Annotated in this window: 17 protein-coding genes; 16 read left to right on the plus strand and 1 reads right to left on the minus strand. The window is 70.0% G+C overall.

What is annotated here, in order from left to right:
* Positions 1-41 precede the first annotated feature (41 nt).
* The 12 genes from fdx (at position 42) to LOC65_RS02640 (ending at position 12,418) form a co-directional block, all read left to right on the plus strand.
* Positions 42-392 (plus strand): ISC system 2Fe-2S type ferredoxin, encoded by a 351-nt coding sequence (fdx, locus tag LOC65_RS02585; RefSeq protein ID WP_230246526.1) that lies wholly within the window; start codon positions 42-44, stop codon positions 390-392.
* A gap of 506 nt (positions 393-898) precedes the next feature.
* The gene (nifV, locus tag LOC65_RS02590) at positions 899-2,059 is read left to right on the plus strand and encodes a homocitrate synthase (RefSeq protein WP_009856113.1); all 1,161 of its coding nucleotides are present in this window, start codon (positions 899-901) and stop codon (positions 2,057-2,059) included.
* A gap of 19 nt (positions 2,060-2,078) precedes the next feature.
* On the plus strand, positions 2,079-2,423 hold the full coding sequence (nifW, locus tag LOC65_RS02595) for a nitrogenase-stabilizing/protective protein NifW (protein ID WP_009856114.1): 345 nt from the start codon (positions 2,079-2,081) through the stop codon (positions 2,421-2,423).
* 20 nt (positions 2,424-2,443) lie between these two features.
* On the plus strand, positions 2,444-3,292 hold the full coding sequence (locus LOC65_RS02600; protein ID WP_230246528.1) for an electron transfer flavoprotein subunit beta/FixA family protein: 849 nt from the start codon (positions 2,444-2,446) through the stop codon (positions 3,290-3,292).
* A gap of 12 nt (positions 3,293-3,304) precedes the next feature.
* Positions 3,305-4,405, plus strand: a complete 1,101-nt coding sequence (locus LOC65_RS02605; RefSeq protein ID WP_230246530.1) for an electron transfer flavoprotein subunit alpha/FixB family protein — start codon at positions 3,305-3,307, stop codon at positions 4,403-4,405.
* Positions 4,406-4,416: 11 nt separating this feature from the next.
* Complete coding sequence (locus LOC65_RS02610) at positions 4,417-5,724, plus strand: FAD-dependent oxidoreductase (protein WP_230246532.1); 1,308 nt, start codon at positions 4,417-4,419, stop codon at positions 5,722-5,724.
* On the plus strand, positions 5,721-6,020 hold the full coding sequence (locus LOC65_RS02615) for a ferredoxin family protein (RefSeq protein ID WP_009856118.1): 300 nt from the start codon (positions 5,721-5,723) through the stop codon (positions 6,018-6,020). The genes LOC65_RS02610 and LOC65_RS02615 overlap by 4 nt, the downstream gene beginning before the upstream one ends.
* Before the next feature lie 7 nt (positions 6,021-6,027).
* A complete protein-coding gene (locus LOC65_RS02620) occupies positions 6,028-6,483 on the plus strand; it encodes a ferritin family protein (RefSeq protein ID WP_009856119.1) in 456 nt (151 codons plus the stop codon).
* Between the two features lie 210 nt (positions 6,484-6,693).
* The gene (gene nifA, locus LOC65_RS02625; RefSeq protein WP_009856120.1) at positions 6,694-8,475 is read left to right on the plus strand and encodes a nif-specific transcriptional activator NifA; all 1,782 of its coding nucleotides are present in this window, start codon (positions 6,694-6,696) and stop codon (positions 8,473-8,475) included.
* Positions 8,476-8,717: 242 nt separating this feature from the next.
* Positions 8,718-9,008, plus strand: coding sequence for a co-chaperone GroES (gene groES, locus LOC65_RS02630; RefSeq protein ID WP_009856121.1), 291 nt, complete (start codon positions 8,718-8,720; stop codon positions 9,006-9,008).
* A 33-nt stretch (positions 9,009-9,041) separates the two neighbouring features.
* Positions 9,042-10,688 carry a chaperonin GroEL gene (gene groL / locus LOC65_RS02635; protein WP_029718547.1) on the plus strand — a complete coding sequence of 549 codons (1,647 nt, stop codon included), beginning with the start codon at positions 9,042-9,044 and terminating at the stop codon, positions 10,686-10,688.
* A 128-nt stretch (positions 10,689-10,816) separates the two neighbouring features.
* On the plus strand, positions 10,817-12,418 hold the full coding sequence (locus tag LOC65_RS02640; RefSeq protein WP_009856123.1) for a DUF1631 family protein: 1,602 nt from the start codon (positions 10,817-10,819) through the stop codon (positions 12,416-12,418).
* Here the strand turns inward: LOC65_RS02640 and yihA are convergent.
* Positions 12,415-13,095 carry a ribosome biogenesis GTP-binding protein YihA/YsxC gene (gene yihA, locus LOC65_RS02645; protein WP_029718548.1) on the minus strand — a complete coding sequence of 227 codons (681 nt, stop codon included), beginning with the start codon at positions 13,093-13,095 and terminating at the stop codon, positions 12,415-12,417. The genes LOC65_RS02640 and yihA overlap by 4 nt on opposite strands.
* Positions 13,096-13,156: 61 nt before the next feature.
* Here yihA and LOC65_RS02650 point away from each other — a divergent pair, with 61 nt between their 5' ends.
* The 4 genes from LOC65_RS02650 (at position 13,157) to LOC65_RS02665 (ending at position 16,338) form a co-directional block, all read left to right on the plus strand.
* On the plus strand, positions 13,157-13,768 hold the full coding sequence (locus LOC65_RS02650) for a cytochrome c (protein ID WP_009856125.1): 612 nt from the start codon (positions 13,157-13,159) through the stop codon (positions 13,766-13,768).
* A 155-nt stretch (positions 13,769-13,923) separates the two neighbouring features.
* The gene (gene msrP / locus LOC65_RS02655; RefSeq protein WP_230246533.1) at positions 13,924-14,895 is read left to right on the plus strand and encodes a protein-methionine-sulfoxide reductase catalytic subunit MsrP; all 972 of its coding nucleotides are present in this window, start codon (positions 13,924-13,926) and stop codon (positions 14,893-14,895) included.
* A gap of 2 nt (positions 14,896-14,897) precedes the next feature.
* The gene (locus tag LOC65_RS02660) at positions 14,898-15,524 is read left to right on the plus strand and encodes a sulfite oxidase heme-binding subunit YedZ (protein WP_230246534.1); all 627 of its coding nucleotides are present in this window, start codon (positions 14,898-14,900) and stop codon (positions 15,522-15,524) included.
* A 187-nt stretch (positions 15,525-15,711) separates the two neighbouring features.
* A complete protein-coding gene (locus tag LOC65_RS02665) occupies positions 15,712-16,338 on the plus strand; it encodes a PEP-CTERM sorting domain-containing protein (protein ID WP_230246535.1) in 627 nt (208 codons plus the stop codon).
* Positions 16,339-16,382 lie beyond the last annotated feature (44 nt).

Here is a 16,382-nt window from a genome sequence, read left to right on the forward strand (position 1 = left end):
CGCAGTGCGCTGTCCGGTCGCACGCTCGAACAGATGGCTGCATGAGCGACGACACCCCCACCCGCATCACCGTCCTGCCGCACGCCGAGCTCTGCCCCGACGGCCTCGTCTTCGAGGCCGGGGCCGGCAACTCGCTGGTCGACGAGCTGCTGATGAACGGCATCGCGATCGAGCACGCCTGCGACAAGGTCGGCGCCTGCGCCACCTGCCACGTCTACGTGCGCCAGGGCGCCGAACACGTGAACCCGGTCGACGACGACGAGGACGAGCAGCTCTCCGACGCCTGGGGGCTGGAAGCCGACTCGCGGCTGTCGTGCTGCGTGAAGGTTGGCGGGCCGGAGCTGGTGATCGAGCTGCCGCGCTACTCCAAGAACCACGCCAGAGAAAGGTGAGCCCCCAAGCTCGCTGGCGCTCGCTACCCCCCGAGGGGGCTGAGCACGGACGGAGCCAGTCCGGTGGACTGGCCCCGCCATGCGAAGAGCCGGGCCATTGGCCCGGCGCGGCCTGCAAGGCCGTCCGCCAACGAACCGGCAAAGCCGGCCCGAGGCGGGAAGCTTGATCGCGCCGCGCCACTTGTCCGCGATCGCACGCCGCTGAACATCGAGGCGCCCCGGCCCCTGGCCGCGGGCGCTTCGTCGTTTCGGGCGTCGCCGGAAGTCCGGGAAGTCCGGGGTCAGGTCTTGCGCGGAAGTCCGGGGTCAGGTCTCGTGAGACCTGACCCCGCACGCTCGCTGCTTGACCCCGCACGCTGTCACCGGCCACGCGCAACTGTCGCCAACCGCACAAACGGCACAGCCCGCAGCACAAGCCCAAAACCCTTCAAAAACAGTCACTTGCGCGCGACACACGGGTGGCACGCGGTTTGCGAAACCCTGCTCACAGCAGCAGGAGTCCGCCCGTGTCCCTGGCCTCGTTACCGCACCGACTGACGATCAACGACACGACGCTGCGCGACGGCGAACAGACCGCCGGCGTCGCGTTCACCGACGACGAGAAGCTGGCGATCGCCGGCGCGCTCGACGCCGCCGGCGTGCCGGAGATGGAGATCGGCATCCCGGCGATGGGCGCGCACGAGGTCGAGTTGATCCAGGCGATCACGCGCCGCGTGCGCCAGGCGCGCACGATGGTCTGGGCGCGCATGGCCGACAGCGACATCGCCGCGGCGCTGCGCTGCGGCGCCGACATCGTGCACGTCTCGGTGCCGGTGTCCGACGTGCAGATCGAACGCAAGCTGGCACGCGACCGCGCCTGGGTGCTGCAGACCATCCGCCACCACGTCGCGCGGCTGGCCGACGGCGGCGTCTCGGTCAGCGTCGGCTTCGAGGACGCCTCGCGCGCCGACGGCGGCTTCCTCGCCGCCGCCGCCGCGGCGGCCCAGGACAGCGGCGCGCGCCGCGTGCGCTACGCCGACACGCTGGGCCTGCTCGACCCCTTCCAGACGCGCGAGCGCATCGCCGCGCTGCGCGCCGAGGTCGACCTCGAGATCGAGATCCACGCCCACGACGACCTGGGCCTGGCCACCGCCAACACGCTGGCCGCGGCGATGGCCGGCGCCACGCACGCCAGCACCACCGTCAACGGCCTCGGCGAACGGGCCGGCAACGCGGCGATGGAAGAGGTGGTGATGGCGCTGCGCCACGTGCACGGCATCGAGTGCGGCATCCGCACCGAGACGCTGCCGGCGATCAGCGCGCTGGTCGCGCACGCCTCCGGGCGGCCGGTGGCGCCGGGCAAGTCCATCGTCGGCGACGCGGTGTTCAGCCACGAGAGCGGCATCCACGTCGACGGCCTGCTGAAGGACCGCCGCAACTACGAGGCCTTCGCGCCCGAGGAGCTGGGCCGCACGCACCGGCTGGTGCTGGGCAAGCACTCCGGCAGCGCCGCGGTCATCGAACGCTACGCGCGCCTGGGCCTGCCGGTGGCGCCGCGCCAGGTGCCGCGGCTGCTGGCGCGCATCCGCGCCCACGTCGCCGACACCAAGCTCGAACCCAGCGCCGACGACCTGGCGCGCTTCTACCTCGACCTGTGCGAGGACACGCCGGCCCGCGCCCATGCCTGACCGTTCCGAGGAGACGCCGATGACCAGCCTCACCCACCGCCTGCAGGGTCTGTCCAGCGCCGAGGACTTCCTGCGCTTCTTCGGCGTCGCCTACGAGGAGCGCGTCGTGCAGGTCAACCGCCTGCACATCCTCAAGCGCTTCCACCAGTACCTGAACGCCGCGCCCGGGCTCGGAGGGCTCGACGAGGTCGAGACCTTCCGCCGCTACCGCGTGCTGCTGACGCAGGCCTACAACGACTTCGTCGCCTCCAGCGCCCAGCGCGAGAAGGTGTTCAAGGTCTTCCAGGACGCCGAGGGCGTGCGCGCGGTGCCGCTGGCCTCGCTGCGCCAGAGCCTGGCCGAGCGCCGCAACGCCGGCGTCTGAACGTTCACGCGAGGAACCCCATGCACATCGTCGTCTGCATCAAGCAGGTGCCGGACTCGGCGCAGATCCGCGTCCATCCGGTGACCAACACCATCATGCGCCAGGGCGTGCCGGCGATCGTCAACCCGTATGACCTGTTCGCGCTCGAAGAGGCGCTGCGCCTGAAGGACCAGTTCGGCGGCCGCGTCACCGTGCTCTGCATGGGCCCGCCGCAGGCCGAGGACGCGCTGCGCAAGTGCATCAGCTTCGGCGCCACCGACGCGATCCTCGTCACCGACCGCTCCTTCGCCGGCGCCGACACGCTGGCCACCAGCTACGCGCTGGCCGCGGCGATCCGCAAGATCGGCCAGGAGCAGGCCGTCGACCTGATCTTCACCGGCAAGCAGACGATCGACGGCGACACCGCGCAGGTCGGCCCCGGCATCGCCAAGCGCCTGGGCGTGAACCTGCTGACCTACGTCAGCCGCATCGTCGAGGTCGACCTCGACGGCCGCCGCATCCGCGTCGAGCGCCGCGCCGAAGGCGGCGTGCAGCTGCTGGAGACGACGCTGCCCTCGCTGATCACGATGCTCGAAGGCACCAACGAGATGCGCTTCGCGACGATGGCCGACATGCTGCGCGCCGGCCGCTGCCCGGTGCGGCGCTGGAACAAGGACGACGCCGGCATCGAGGACGTCTCCAAGATCGGCCTGAAGGGCTCGCCGACCGTCGTCAGCAAGGTCTTCGGCCCGACGCCGCGCGCGACCAAGGCCGAGATGCAGGTCGTCGCCGACTCCAGCGTCAACGACGTCTGCCTGAACCTGCTGCAGAAGATCTTCACCACGCATCCGACGCTCGAAGACGAGACCGTCGAGCGTCTGTCCGCCTGAAGGAGTCGCGAGATGAGCGAAGCCGCCAAGCCCGCGCCCGCCAAGCCGGCCGGTCGCGCCGGGCGCAACACCGAACTGCCCGAACACCTGAAGGCCTACAAGGGCGTCTGGGTCTTCATCGAGCACGACCGCGGCCACGTGCACAGCGTCAGCTGGGAGCTGATGGGCGAGGCGCGAAAACTCGCCGACACGCTGGGCGTGACCGTCAGCGGCGTGCTGATGGGCGGCCCCGGCGACGACCTGGAGCGCTACGCGAAAGAGGCCTACGCCTACGGCGCCGACCGCTGCTACCTGGTGCGCGACCCGGTGCTGCAGGGCTACCGCAACGAGCCCTTCACCAAGGGCCTGACCGACCTCGTCAACACCTACCAGCCCGAGATCCTGCTGCTGGGCGCGACGACGATGGGCCGCGACCTCGCCGGCAGTGTCGCGACGACGCTGGGCACGGGGCTCACCGCCGACTGCACCGAGCTGCGCATCGACGGCCGCGCTCTGGCCGCGACGCGGCCGACCTTCGGCGGCTCGCTGCTGTGCACGATCATGACGCTGGCCTACCGCCCGCAGATGGCGACCGTGCGCCCGCGCGTGATGGCCATGCCGCGCCGCGACGACACACGCAGCGGCGACATCGTCGAGATGGCGCTGGGCATGGTCGAGACCGACATCGTCACCAAGCTGCTCGACTTCATCCCCGACGCCAGCCGCAACACCGTCAACCTGGCCTACGCCGACATCATCGTCACCGGCGGCAAGGGGCTGAAGACGGCCGAGAACTTCAAGCTCGTCTGGGAGCTGGCGCGCGTGCTCGGCGCCGAGGTCGGCGCCACGCGCGCCGTCACACAGGCCGGCTGGACCGAGACCGAGCGCCAGGTCGGCCAGACCGGCAAGACCGTGCGCCCCAAGCTCTACATCGCCGCCGGCGTCTCCGGCGCGATCCAGCACCGCGTCGGCATGGAGAGCTCGGACTGCATCGTCGCGATCAACACCGACCCCAATGCACCGATCTTCGACTTCGCCCACCACGGCATCGTCGGCAACGCGATGCAGGTGCTGCCGGTGCTGACGCAGACCTTCCGCAACCACCTGGCCAAGCGCGTGCGTATCGCCGCCTGAAGGAGCCCACGATGTCCCACGAGAAGTTCGACGCCATCGTCGTCGGCGCCGGCCCGTCCGGCAACGCGGCCGCGCTGACGATGGCCAAGGCCGGGCTGAAGGTGCTGCAGATCGAGCGCGGCGAGTACCCCGGCAGCAAGAACGTGCAGGGCGCGATCCTCTACGCCGACGCGCTGGAGAAGCTGGTCCCCGACTTCCGCGACGACGCGCCGCTGGAGCGCCACATCATCGAGCAGCGCATGTGGGTGCTCGACGACAACAGCTTCGTCGGCAGCCACTACCGCAGCGACGACTACAACAAGCCGCCCTACAACCGCTACACGATCATCCGCGCGCAGTTCGACAAGTGGTTCAGCTCCAAGGTGCGCGAAGCCGGCGCGCTGGTGATCTGCGAGACCACCGTCGAGGAGTTGCTGATGGACGGCGAGCGCTGCGTCGGCGTGCGCTGCGACCGCATCGGCGGCGAGGTCTTCGCCGACGTCGTCGTGCTCGCCGACGGCGTCAACTCGGTGCTGGCGCGCAAGGCCGGGCTGCACGGCGAGATCCAGGCCAAGAACGTCGCGCTGGCGGTCAAGGAGATCCTCTTCATGCCCGAGGAGGTGATCCAGCAGCGCTTCAACGTCAAGGAGGAGGAAGGCGTCGTCATCGAGATGGTCGGCAGCGTCACCGAAGGCATGGTCGGCACCGGCTTCCTCTACACGAACAAGGACTCGCTGACGATCGGCGTCGGCTGCCTGCTGTCGGACTTCAAGGCCAACGACAAGCGCACCTCGCCGTACGCGCTGCTGGAGAAGCTGAAGAAGCACCCGAGCATCGCGCCGATGCTCGAAGGCGGCGAGATGAAGGAATACGCCGCGCACCTGATCCCCGAAGGCGGGCTGCGCGCCGTGCCGCAGCTCTACGGCCACGGCTGGCTCATCGTCGGCGACTCGGCCGGCTTCGTGAACGCCGTGCACCGCGAAGGCTCCAACCTGGCGATGACCAGCGGCCGCCTCGCCGGCGAGACCGTCGCCGCGGCCAAGGCCGCCGGCAAGGCGATGACGGCGCAGACGCTGGCGGCCTACAAGGCCGCGCTGGACGGCAGCTTCGTGATGAAGGACCTGAAGAAGTACAAGCACCTGCCCGAGGTGCTGGAGCGCAGCCCGCACTTCTTCGACACCTACCCCGCGCTGGTCAACCGCGCCGCCAAGACCTACTTCACGGTCGACGGCGTCGACAAGACGACCAAGCAGCGCGAGATCCTGGGCAGCTTCAAGGCCGCCCGCCGCGTCACCGGGCTGGTCGGCGACGCGTTCAAGCTGTGGAGGGCGATGCGATGAGCACGACGGTCGTCAACGTCGAGGAGAAGCTGTTCCAGAACCGGTACAAGGTCGACCACGGCCGGCCGCACATCCGGATCCGGAAGCCCGAGGTCTGCGCCAACAGCTGCCAGTCGCAGGCCTGCACCTACGTCTGCCCGGCCAGCTGCTACAAGGCCGAAGGCAACGGCACGGTGACGCTGATCACCGACGGCTGCCTGGAATGCGGCAGCTGCCGCGTGATCTGCACCGAGCACGCCAACGTCGAGTGGGACTGGCCGCGCGGCGGCTACGGCATCCTTTTCAAATTCGGCTAGAGCGGCGATGAACGACGTCGAGAAATTCCTCGCCCACGCCGTCGCGCTGGAGCGCGACGCGGCCCGGCGCTACGAAGACCTGGCGGCTTCGATGGCCACCGACGGCAACGCCGAGCTGCGCGCCTTCTTCGCCCGCATGGCGCACTTCTCGCGCCTGCACCTGGCCGAGGCCCAGGCACGCGCCGGCTGGCGCACGCTGCCCGAGTTGTCGGCCGACGAGTTCGAGTGGCCCGACGGCATCCCGCCGGAAACCGCCGAATGGGCCGGCGTCGACCCGATGATGGCCCCCACCGACGCGCTGGCGCTGGCGCTGGACAGCGAGCGCCGCGGCCACGCCTTCTACGCCGCGATCGCGGCGATCAGCCCCGACGCCGAGGTGCGTGCGCTCGCCGGCGAGTTCGCCGCCGAGGAAGCGCAGCACGTCGCCGAGCTCGAGAAGCTCGCCGCCGCCGCGGCTCGCTGACCCGCCCCCCGCGCTCTGCAGGCAGGCCCTTTGCGCTGCCTCAAGCCGCCGTCGGCCTCCCTCGACTGTCGGCGCGATTCGGCGTGCTTCTTGCACTGACACCATAGACCGGCGGCGGCAAGGCGGGCGATGCCCGCCAACGATGCGCCGGGCGCCCCGAGGTGGCCCGCCGCACCGTCTCGCCCGCCGGTCAGACGCAGGAGGTGCGTGATGTCGAGTCGCACGGCGCTGAGCGAGCGCTATCAGGTTCAGCTCAGCACGGTTTACGAGGTCTGCCGCGTTCTGGGAGCGTCGCTCGACATCGAGCGCACCTTCCGCGTGGCCTTGAACACGCTGTCGGCGCAGCTCGGGCTGCAGCGCGCGATGGTCGTGATGCCGGCCGAGGACGGCGGCCATCTGCTGCGCATCCACAGCTGGGTCGGGCTGGACCGCGACCAGGCGGCGCGTGGCCACTGGCGCAGCGGCGAAGGTGTCATCGGCCGGGTCTACGCCAGCGGCATGGCCGCCGTCGTGCCCGACGTGCAGGACTCGCCCGAGTTCCTCGACCGCACCGGCGCCTTCGGCGCGCGCGACGACCGCCGCCTGGCCTTCATCGTCGTGCCGATGAAGACCGAGCGCGCGACCGTCGGCGTGCTCGCCGCGCAGCGCGAGATGGAAGACGGCGCGCGCCTCACCGACGACCAGCGCCTGCTGACGATGGTCGCGACGCTGCTGGCGCAGTCGGCGGCGCTGCACCTGGCGGTGGCCGAGGAGCATTCGCGCCTGCTGCAGGAGACGACGCGGCTGCAGAAGGCGCTGGCGCGCGAGCCGCGCGGCCGGCTGGCGCTGGACAACGTCATCGGCGAATCGCGTGCGATGCAGCAGGTGTTCACCGAGGTGCACCAGGCCGCGCCGTCGCGTGCCACGGTGCTGCTGCGCGGCGAGAGCGGCACCGGCAAGGAGGCGATCGCCCGCGCGATCCACTTCCTGTCGCCGCGCAAGGACGCGCCGTTCATCAAGGTCAACTGCGCGGCGCTGACCGAGTCGCTGCTGGAGAGTGAGCTCTTCGGCCACGAACGCGGCGCCTTCACCGGCGCCGTCGGCGAACGCAAGGGCCGTTTCGAGCTGGCCCACGGCGGCACGCTGTTCCTCGACGAGATCGGCGACGTCTCGCCCGGCTTCCAGGCCAAGCTGCTGCGCGTGCTGCAGGAGCGCGAGTTCGAGCGTGTCGGCGGCAGCAAGCCGGTGAAGGTCGACGTGCGCCTGATCTGCGCCACCAACCGCGACCTCGAGAAGATGGTGCAGCGCGGCGAGTACCGCGCCGACCTGTACTACCGCATCAACGTCGTCTCGATCTTCCTGCCGCCGCTGCGCGAGCGCCGCAGCGACATCCCGCCGCTGGTCACGCACTTCATCGACCGTTTCAACAAGGAGAACCGGCGCCAGCTGAAGGTCACGCCGGAGGCGATGAAGGTGCTGACCGCCTGCTACTGGCCGGGCAACGTGCGCGAGCTGGAGAACTGCATCGAACGCACCGCGACGATGGTCCAGGGCGACCTGATCCGCGACCTCGCCTTCCCCTGCCGCAACAACCGCTGCCTGACGCAGACGCTGCACTTCCTCGACAAGGCCGACGCCGTGGCGGCCGTGGCCGGCGCCCACGGCTTCAACGGCCACGCGGCGCCACCGGCGAACGGCCACGCGCCCTCGCCGGCGGCGGCCGACGCGTCGTCGTGGTCGATGCCGGCCCCCGCGCCGGCCCCGCCGCTGGCCGAGGCCGGCGCGGCGGAGACGGCGGCCGACGGCGTCACGCGCATCGGCCCGACGCAGCAGCTGCCGCCGCCGGTCTCGCGCCTGGCCGGCCCGGCGCCCGACGGCGAGCGTGACCGCCTGATCTGGGCCATGGAGCAGTGCGGCTGGGTGCAGGCCAAGGCCGCGCGGCTGCTGCGCATCACGCCGCGCCAGCTCGGCTACGCGCTGCAGAAGCACCGCATCGAGGTGCGCAAGCTCTGAGCCGCACCGCCGCGCCCGGGCCGGCGGCCGGTGCCGCGCCGCGGGCCGCCGGCCACGGCATAGGGAGATGCCCGACCGGCTCTTGAAGCCCGGGAACCGACCCCTATAATCCGTTTGCTAGCACTCGCCACGGGTGAGTGCTAACGACCGAGGCAGATTCGCTGCCCCCCGGTTGCCGCATGTCAGCGAGCGCTGCCTGCGCGGCGCTCCAGTGCCATAACGTGACTCCCAAGGAGATGTGAATGAAGCTTCGTCCGCTGCACGATCGCGTGATCGTCAAGCGTCTCGAGAACGAGACCAAGACCGCCTCCGGCATCGTCATCCCCGACAACGCGGCCGAGAAGCCCGATCAGGGTGAAGTCCTGGCGGTCGGCCCGGGCAAGCGCAACGACAAGGGCGACTTCGTCGCGCTGAACATCAAGGTCGGCGACCGCGTGCTGTTCGGCAAGTACAGCGGCCAGACCGTCAAGGTCGACGGCGACGAGCTGCTGGTGATGCGCGAAGAAGACCTCTTCGCCGTCGTCGAGAAGTAATCCCCCTCCCCCCAGATTTCGAAGAGGTAGCACATGGCTGCTAAGGACGTGGTTTTCGGCGCTGACGCGCGCCACCGCATGGTCGAAGGCGTGAACGTTCTCGCCAACGCCGTCAAGGTCACCCTGGGCCCCAAGGGCCGCAACGTGGTGCTCGAGCGCTCGTTCGGCGCCCCCACCGTCACCAAGGACGGTGTCTCGGTCGCCAAGGAGATCGAGCTCAAGGACAAGCTCCAGAACATGGGCGCGCAGATGGTCAAGGAAGTCGCTTCCAAGACCAGCGACAACGCCGGTGACGGCACCACGACCGCGACCGTGCTGGCGCAGTCGATCGTGCGCGAAGGCATGAAGTTCGTCGCCGCGGGCATGAACCCGATGGACCTGAAGCGCGGCATCGACAAGGCCGTCGCCGCCCTGACGGACGAGCTGAAGAAGGCCTCCAAGCCGACGACGACGAGCAAGGAAATCGGCCAGGTCGGCTCGATCTCCGCCAACAGCGACGAGTCGATCGGCAAGATCATCGCCGACGCGATGGACAAGGTCGGCAAGGAAGGCGTCATCACCGTCGAAGACGGCAAGAGCCTGAACAACGAACTCGACGTCGTCGAGGGCATGCAGTTCGACCGCGGCTACCTGTCGCCGTACTTCATCAACAACCCGGAAAAGCAGGTTGCCGTCCTCGACAACCCGTTCGTGCTGCTGTTCGACAAGAAGATCAGCAACATCCGTGACCTGCTGCCGATCCTCGAGCAAGTCGCCAAGGCCGGCCGTCCGCTGCTGATCATCGCCGAGGAAGTCGAAGGCGAAGCGCTGGCCACCCTGGTGGTCAACACGATCCGCGGCATCCTGAAGGTCGTCGCCGTCAAGGCCCCGGGCTTCGGTGACCGCCGCAAGGCCATGCTCGAGGACATCGCCATCCTGACGGGCGGCAAGGTCATCGCCGAGGAAGTCGGCCTGACGCTCGAGAAGGCCACGCTGGCCGACCTGGGCCAAGCCAAGCGCGTCGAAGTCGCCAAGGAAAACACCACGATCATCGACGGCGCCGGCAAGGCCGCCGACATCGAGGCGCGTGTCAAGCAGATCCGCGTCCAGATCGAGGAAGCGACCTCCGACTACGACCGCGAGAAGCTGCAAGAGCGCGTGGCCAAGCTGGCCGGCGGCGTGGCCGTCATCAAGGTCGGTGCCGCCACCGAAGTCGAGATGAAGGAAAAGAAGGCCCGTGTCGAAGACGCGCTGCACGCCACCCGTGCCGCCGTCGAGGAAGGCATCGTGGCCGGTGGTGGTGTCGCGCTGCTGCGCGCCCGCGCCGCCGTGGCCGCTGGCCTGAAGGGCGACAACCACGACCAGGACGCCGGCATCAAGATCGTGCTGCGCGCCGTCGAGCAGCCGCTGCGCGAGATCGTGGCCAACGCCGGTGGCGAGCCCAGCGTCGTGATCAACAAGGTCCTCGAAGGCGCCGGCAACTTCGGCTACAACGCCGCCAACGACACCTACGGCGACATGATCGAGATGGGCATCCTGGACCCGACCAAGGTGACCCGCACCGCGCTGCAGAACGCCGCCTCCGTCGCCAGCCTGATGCTGACGACCGAGTGCATGGTCGCCGAGGCGCCGAAGGAAGAAGCCCCGATGCCCGCCGGCGGCGGCATGGGTGGCATGGGCGGCATGGGCATGGACATGTAAGTCCGGCCCGGCACGCCTGCCGAGCGAAAACCCGCCTCCGCCGGAGGCGGGTTTTTTTCGTTTTGAACCGCATCCCGGGCGCTTTACCGGCCTTCCGCCGGCGCTGCGGCGTCCGATAATCAGTGCTGATGTCCTCCGCCACGACCGTTTCGGCAGCGCTGCGGCAGTTCGTCGACGACGAACTTCTGCGCATGCCCATGCTCGTCGATCAGCTGGTCGACGGCACGGTCGACCGCATGCGCCAGAGCCTGCCGACGCTGGCGCCGCAGCCGCGCGCCTCGGCGGCCGACGTGCTGCATGCGCTCGGCACGCAGCGCGAGCTGATCAGCGACTACTACGTGCGCTCGCTGCGGCGCCAGATCGCCGAACGCGGGCCGGGTGCCCAGGGCGGCGGCCTGCCGACGACGCTGTCGCTGGTCGACGAGGACTCGGTGGCGATCGACGTCGAGATCTCGCACGTCATCGAGCTGATCCGCAGCACCGCCGAGTACGAGCTGCGCGAGCTGCAGACCTTCACCGCGGCGCTGGTCGGCGACATGGACCTGGCGCACGACCACAACCCCTTCGGCCCGGCCCAGCACGCGCGTGCGCTGTGGGCCGCCGCGCAGGCGCTGCCGCTGTCGCGCGGCCACCATCTGCTGTTCACGCGCAACGCCGCACCGGCGCTGGCGAGCGCGCTGCGGCGCGCCTATGCGGCCTCGTCGTCGCGCCTGGAAAGCCAGGGCGTCACGCCGGCGGCCTACCGCACGATGATCCTGCCGTCGGGCGCGCGGCGCACGCGCGGGCCGGAGATCAGCCACGGAGCCGGCCTCGACCTCGTCCGTTCGGCGATCGCCCCGGCCAGCGAACTCGGTTTCAGCCTGGAAGGCAACGACTTCCCGACGCTGGCGATCGAACCCGCCGTGACGCCGACACGTGCCGACGCCGGCGCCTCACCGGCCGACCACCGTGCGGTCGAGCTGCTGACCGGCCTGTTCGACGCGATGCTGTCCGACCGCCGGCTGTCGCAGGACATCGCGCTGATGCTCTCGCGGCTGCAGTCGGTGGCCACGCGGCTGGTGCTGCGTGAACCGCGCACGCTGGAAGACGAGACGCACGCGCTGTGGCGCTTCGTCGACGGCCTGGCTTTCCTCGGCGACGTGCTCCCGCCCCAGGGCGACCCCGAGCGCACGCAGACCCTGCGTTTCGCCCAGGGCCTGGTCGAGCACCTGGCCGCCGACCCGGCGCCGCAGGCGCCGCTGTTCGAGTGGGCGAGCGAGCGCCTGCAGCATCAGGCGCAGCACCGCTTCGCGCACCGCTGCACCGAGGCCGCGGCGCAGATCGCCGAGTTGCAGCGGCTGGAGGAGCGGCTGTGCTCGTCGATGGCGCCGCCGTCGACGCTGGGCGGCACCCTGGACATCGCCCAGCTCGATACCGTGCCCGCCGAGCTGATGCCGGCCGACGGCCCCGGCGAGCCGCAGGACGCGCAAGCCTGGCTGCTGGCGCGCCGCCCAGGCGAGTGGCTCAACATCTTTCTGCAGGGGCGCTGGGTCAAGGCCCAGATCCTGTGGCCCGGCGAACTGGGCGAGCTCTGGCTGCTCGGCGACGCCGGCAGCAGCGAGACCTGGGCCGTGCGCCGGCGCGCGATGCAGACGCTGCATGCCGAGCGCTTGCTCGGCACGCTGAAGCCGCGATCACTGGTGCGCTCGGCCGCCAAGCGCGTGATGCGCCGGACGATCAACCTCGGCTAGGCCGCAGGCGCGATCCAGCCGCGCAGCGTCGTCGCGACATCGCCCAGGCCGCGACGCGACAGCGCCGAGAACTGCGCGACGCCGATCTCGGCGCTCTCGGTGGCGATCTCGGCCAGCACCTGCTGCGCCCCGGCGAGCGCGGCGTCGGCCTCGCGCCGGTTCAGCTTGTCGCACTTGGTCAGCACCGCCAGCAGCCGCACCTCGCCGTTGGCCACCCGCGGCGCGATCAGCGCCAGCAGCCGGCGGTCGAGGTCGGTGAAGCCCAGCCGCGAGTCGATCATCAGCACCACGCCGTGCAGCGCACGCCGCAGCTCGAGGTACTGCGCCATCACCTCCTGCCAACGCAGCTTGGCGCTGCGCTCGACGGCGGCGTAGCCGTAGCCGGGCAGGTCGGCGAACAAGGCATCCGGCGCGTCCTTCGGCCCGACCTCGAAGAGGTTGATGTGCTGCGTGCGCCCCGGCGTTCGCGACGCGAAGGCCAGGCGCCGTTGCTGCGCGAGCGTGTTGATCGCCGTGGACTTGCCGGCATTGCTGCGTCCGACGAAGGCGATCTCCGGCAGTTCGCCCTGCGGCAACTGGTCCAGGCGGCTCGCCGTCGTGAGGAATCGCGCCGTGTGCGCCCAGGCCAAAGCCGACTTTTCGGCATCGCTGGGCACATCTCGAAAGGTAGACGTCATGGGGCATTGTAAAATCCTGCGGTTTGACACCCGAACACCTGCCGACCGAGGCCCCCGCCGCATGAAGTTCGCCGTCGCCCTGACCATCGCCGCGCTCGCTGCCGGCACCGCCTTCGCCCAGGAAGCGAAGCCCGCCAAGCCGGATCTCGCCAAGGGCCAGATCACGGCGGCCACCTGCATGGCCTGCCACTCGGCAGACGGCACGCGCGGGATCCCGATCTACCCGATCCTGCAGGGCCAGCATCAGGCCTACATCGTCAAGCAGCTCACCGAGTTCAAGGCCGGCAAGCGCATGAACCCGATCATGATGGGCATGGCCGCGCCGCTGAGCCCGGAAGACATGGTCAACGTCGCCGCGTTCTTCGCCTCGAAGCCGCCGGTCAAGGGTGAAGCGACCTCCAAGGAGACGATCGCCCTGGGTCAAGCCATCTTCCGCGGCGGCATCGCCTCGAAGAAGGTCCCGGCCTGCTCGGGCTGCCACAGCCCGAACGGCGCCGGCATCCCGGCGCAGTACCCGCGCCTGGGCGGCCAGCACGTCGAGTACACGACGGCGCAGCTCAACACCTTCCGTTCCGGCGAACGCAACAACAGCGCCCAGATGACGGCCATCGCCGCCAAGCTGAGCGACGCCGAGATCAAGGCCGTGGCCGACTACATCGCCGGCCTGCACTGACCGCACGCAGCACCCAGCACGACGGGCCGGCCATTCGCCGGCCCGTTTTGTTTGGTGTGCGCCATGCCCCACGGCAGACCCGTGATCTGCGGGCACGGCCGACGCGCCGAAGCGCTTTGCGCTACCTTGCGCCGTCGTCTTTCCCCGAGTTCCCGATGCTGTACCTGAAGGACCGCGGCCACGTGCACCCGCTGGCCAGCGAGATCACCCCGCGCGAAGTCTGGCGCCAGCGGCGCACGCTGATCCAGGGCCTGGCCGCAGGTGCGGCGGCCGCGGCGCTGCCGGCGCTGGCCGCGACCGCGCGGCCGGGCCAACGCGACGCACTGCCCGGCGCACGCAGCGCGGTGCCGGGCGCGGCGACGATGGAAGCGCCGACGACCTACGGCGACGTCACGAGCTACAACAACTTCTACGAGTTCGGCACCGACAAGGCCGACCCGGCGCTGCGCGCGCAGAAGCTGCAGACCCGGCCCTGGACCGTCGTCGTCGACGGCCTCGTGAAGAAACCCGGCCGCTGGGACCTGGACACGCTGCTGAAGCTCGCGCCGATGGAAGAGCGCATCTACCGCCTGCGCTGCGTCGAAGGCTGGTCGATGGTCATCCCCTGGGTCGGCTATTCGCTGGTCGAGCTGATCCGCCGCGTCGAGCCGCTGGGCAGCGCACGCTACGTGCAGTTCGAGACGCTGGCGGACGCGAGACAGATGCCCGGGCTGCGTTCGAACATCATCCCCTGGCCCTATGTCGAGGGGCTGCGTCTGGACGAGGCGATGCACCCGCTGGCGCTGCTCGCCTTCGGCCTCTACGGCGAGCTGCTGCCGCCGCAGAACGGCGCGCCGCTGCGCCTGGTCGTGCCCTGGAAGTACGGCTTCAAGTCGGCCAAGAGCCTGGTCGCGATCCGCTTCGTCGAGCAGCCGCCGCGCAGCGCCTGGCAGCGCACGGCGCCGCAGGAGTACGGCTTCTACGCCAACGTCAACCCGACGGTCGACCATCCGCGCTGGAGCCAGGCCACCGAGCGCCGCATCGGCGAAGGCCTGTTCGCCAAGCGTAGGCCGACGCTGATGTTCAACGGCTACGAGCCGCAGGTCGGCCAGCTCTACGCCGGGCTGGACCTGAAGAAGAACTACTGAGCGTGTCCGCGCCGAACCAGCTGCTGGCCTCGCCGGCGGCCAAGCCGATCGTCTTCGTGCTCGCGCTGCTGCCGGCGGCGTGGCTGGTCTGGGGCGCCGTCGCGAACACGCTGGGCGCCAACCCGGCCGAGGCGCTGATCCGCGCCACAGGCGACTGGACACTGCGTTTCCTGTGCCTGACGCTGGCCGTGACGCCGCTGCGCCAGGCCACCGGCTGGCACGCGCTGGCGCGGCTGCGGCGTTTGCTGGGGCTCTTCACCTTCTTCTACGGCGTCGTGCACTTCCTGTGCTTCGCCTGGCTGGACATGGGCCTCGACGTCGGCGCCATCGTGCAGGACATCGCCAAACGCCCGTTCATCCTCGTCGGCACGGCGGCGCTGCTGACGATGCTGCCGCTGGCCGCGACCTCGTTCAATGCGGCGATCAAGGCGTTGGGCGGGCGGCGCTGGCAGTTGCTGCACCGCGCCGTCTACGCGACCGCCGGGCTGGCGCTGCTGCACTTCTTCTGGATGCGCTCGGGCAAACACGATTACGCCGAGGTCGCGGTCTATGCCGCGATCCTTGGCGGGCTGCTGCTCTGGCGCCTGCGCGGCGCCATCGCGCGCTCCCGCGGCCCGGCCGTCGGCTGAGCACCCCCCTTAGTCGAAGGCTCTTACAAGCGCCAGCGGCCGGCCCGGCGCACCCTCCCCAAGTCATTGTCAGAAAACGACTTTTCCCACCGAACGATGGTGGCACGACCCATGCTTCGAGCCTTTCCGGCATGACGCCGGCCCTCTGGCCGGGACGCCGCAAGAGCCAACCGAACGGGAGTCCCTCATGAAATCGGTCTTCAAAGTTCTCGCTGCAGCGGCCGCCGCCGGCGCCGTCTCGGCGGCAAGCGCCGCACCGATCGTCCTCGACTTCGAGGGCATCGCCAGCGGCGCGCCCGTCGGGAACTTCTACGCCGGACTTGGCGTGGAGTTCAGTCCGGCAACGCTCGCCATCGTCGACGCCGATGCCGGCGGCGGCGGCAACATTGCCAACGAACCGTCGCCGGACACGGTGATGTTCTTCCTGGACGCGAACAACGCCATCCTGAACTACGCGGCAGGGTTCACCACGGGCTTCTCGTTCTTCTATACCTCGTCGACCGCCGCGGTCGTCACCGTCTGGGATGACCTGAACGGCACCGGCAACATCCTGGGCACGCTGGACCTGACGGCCCAGTTCAACCAAAACTGCAGCGGCGACCCCGGCGGCAGCTTCTGCAACTGGACTGCGGTCGGGGTGGCGTTCGGAGGTGTCGCCAAGTCGATCGACTTCGGCGGCACGGCCAACCAGACCGCCTTTGACGACATCACGATCGGCTCGGCAACCCCGGGCAACGTGCCGGAACCGGCGACGCTGGCGCTGGCCGGCCTCGCGCTGGCGGGCGCCGGCTTCGCACGCCGCCGCAAAGCCTGAGCCGTCGGGACGTGATCAAGGCCGCGCAGCGCGCGGCCTTTTTC

The organism is Rubrivivax sp. JA1055, from assembly GCF_020966565.1.
Classification (GTDB): domain Bacteria; phylum Pseudomonadota; class Gammaproteobacteria; order Burkholderiales; family Burkholderiaceae_C; genus Rubrivivax; species Rubrivivax benzoatilyticus.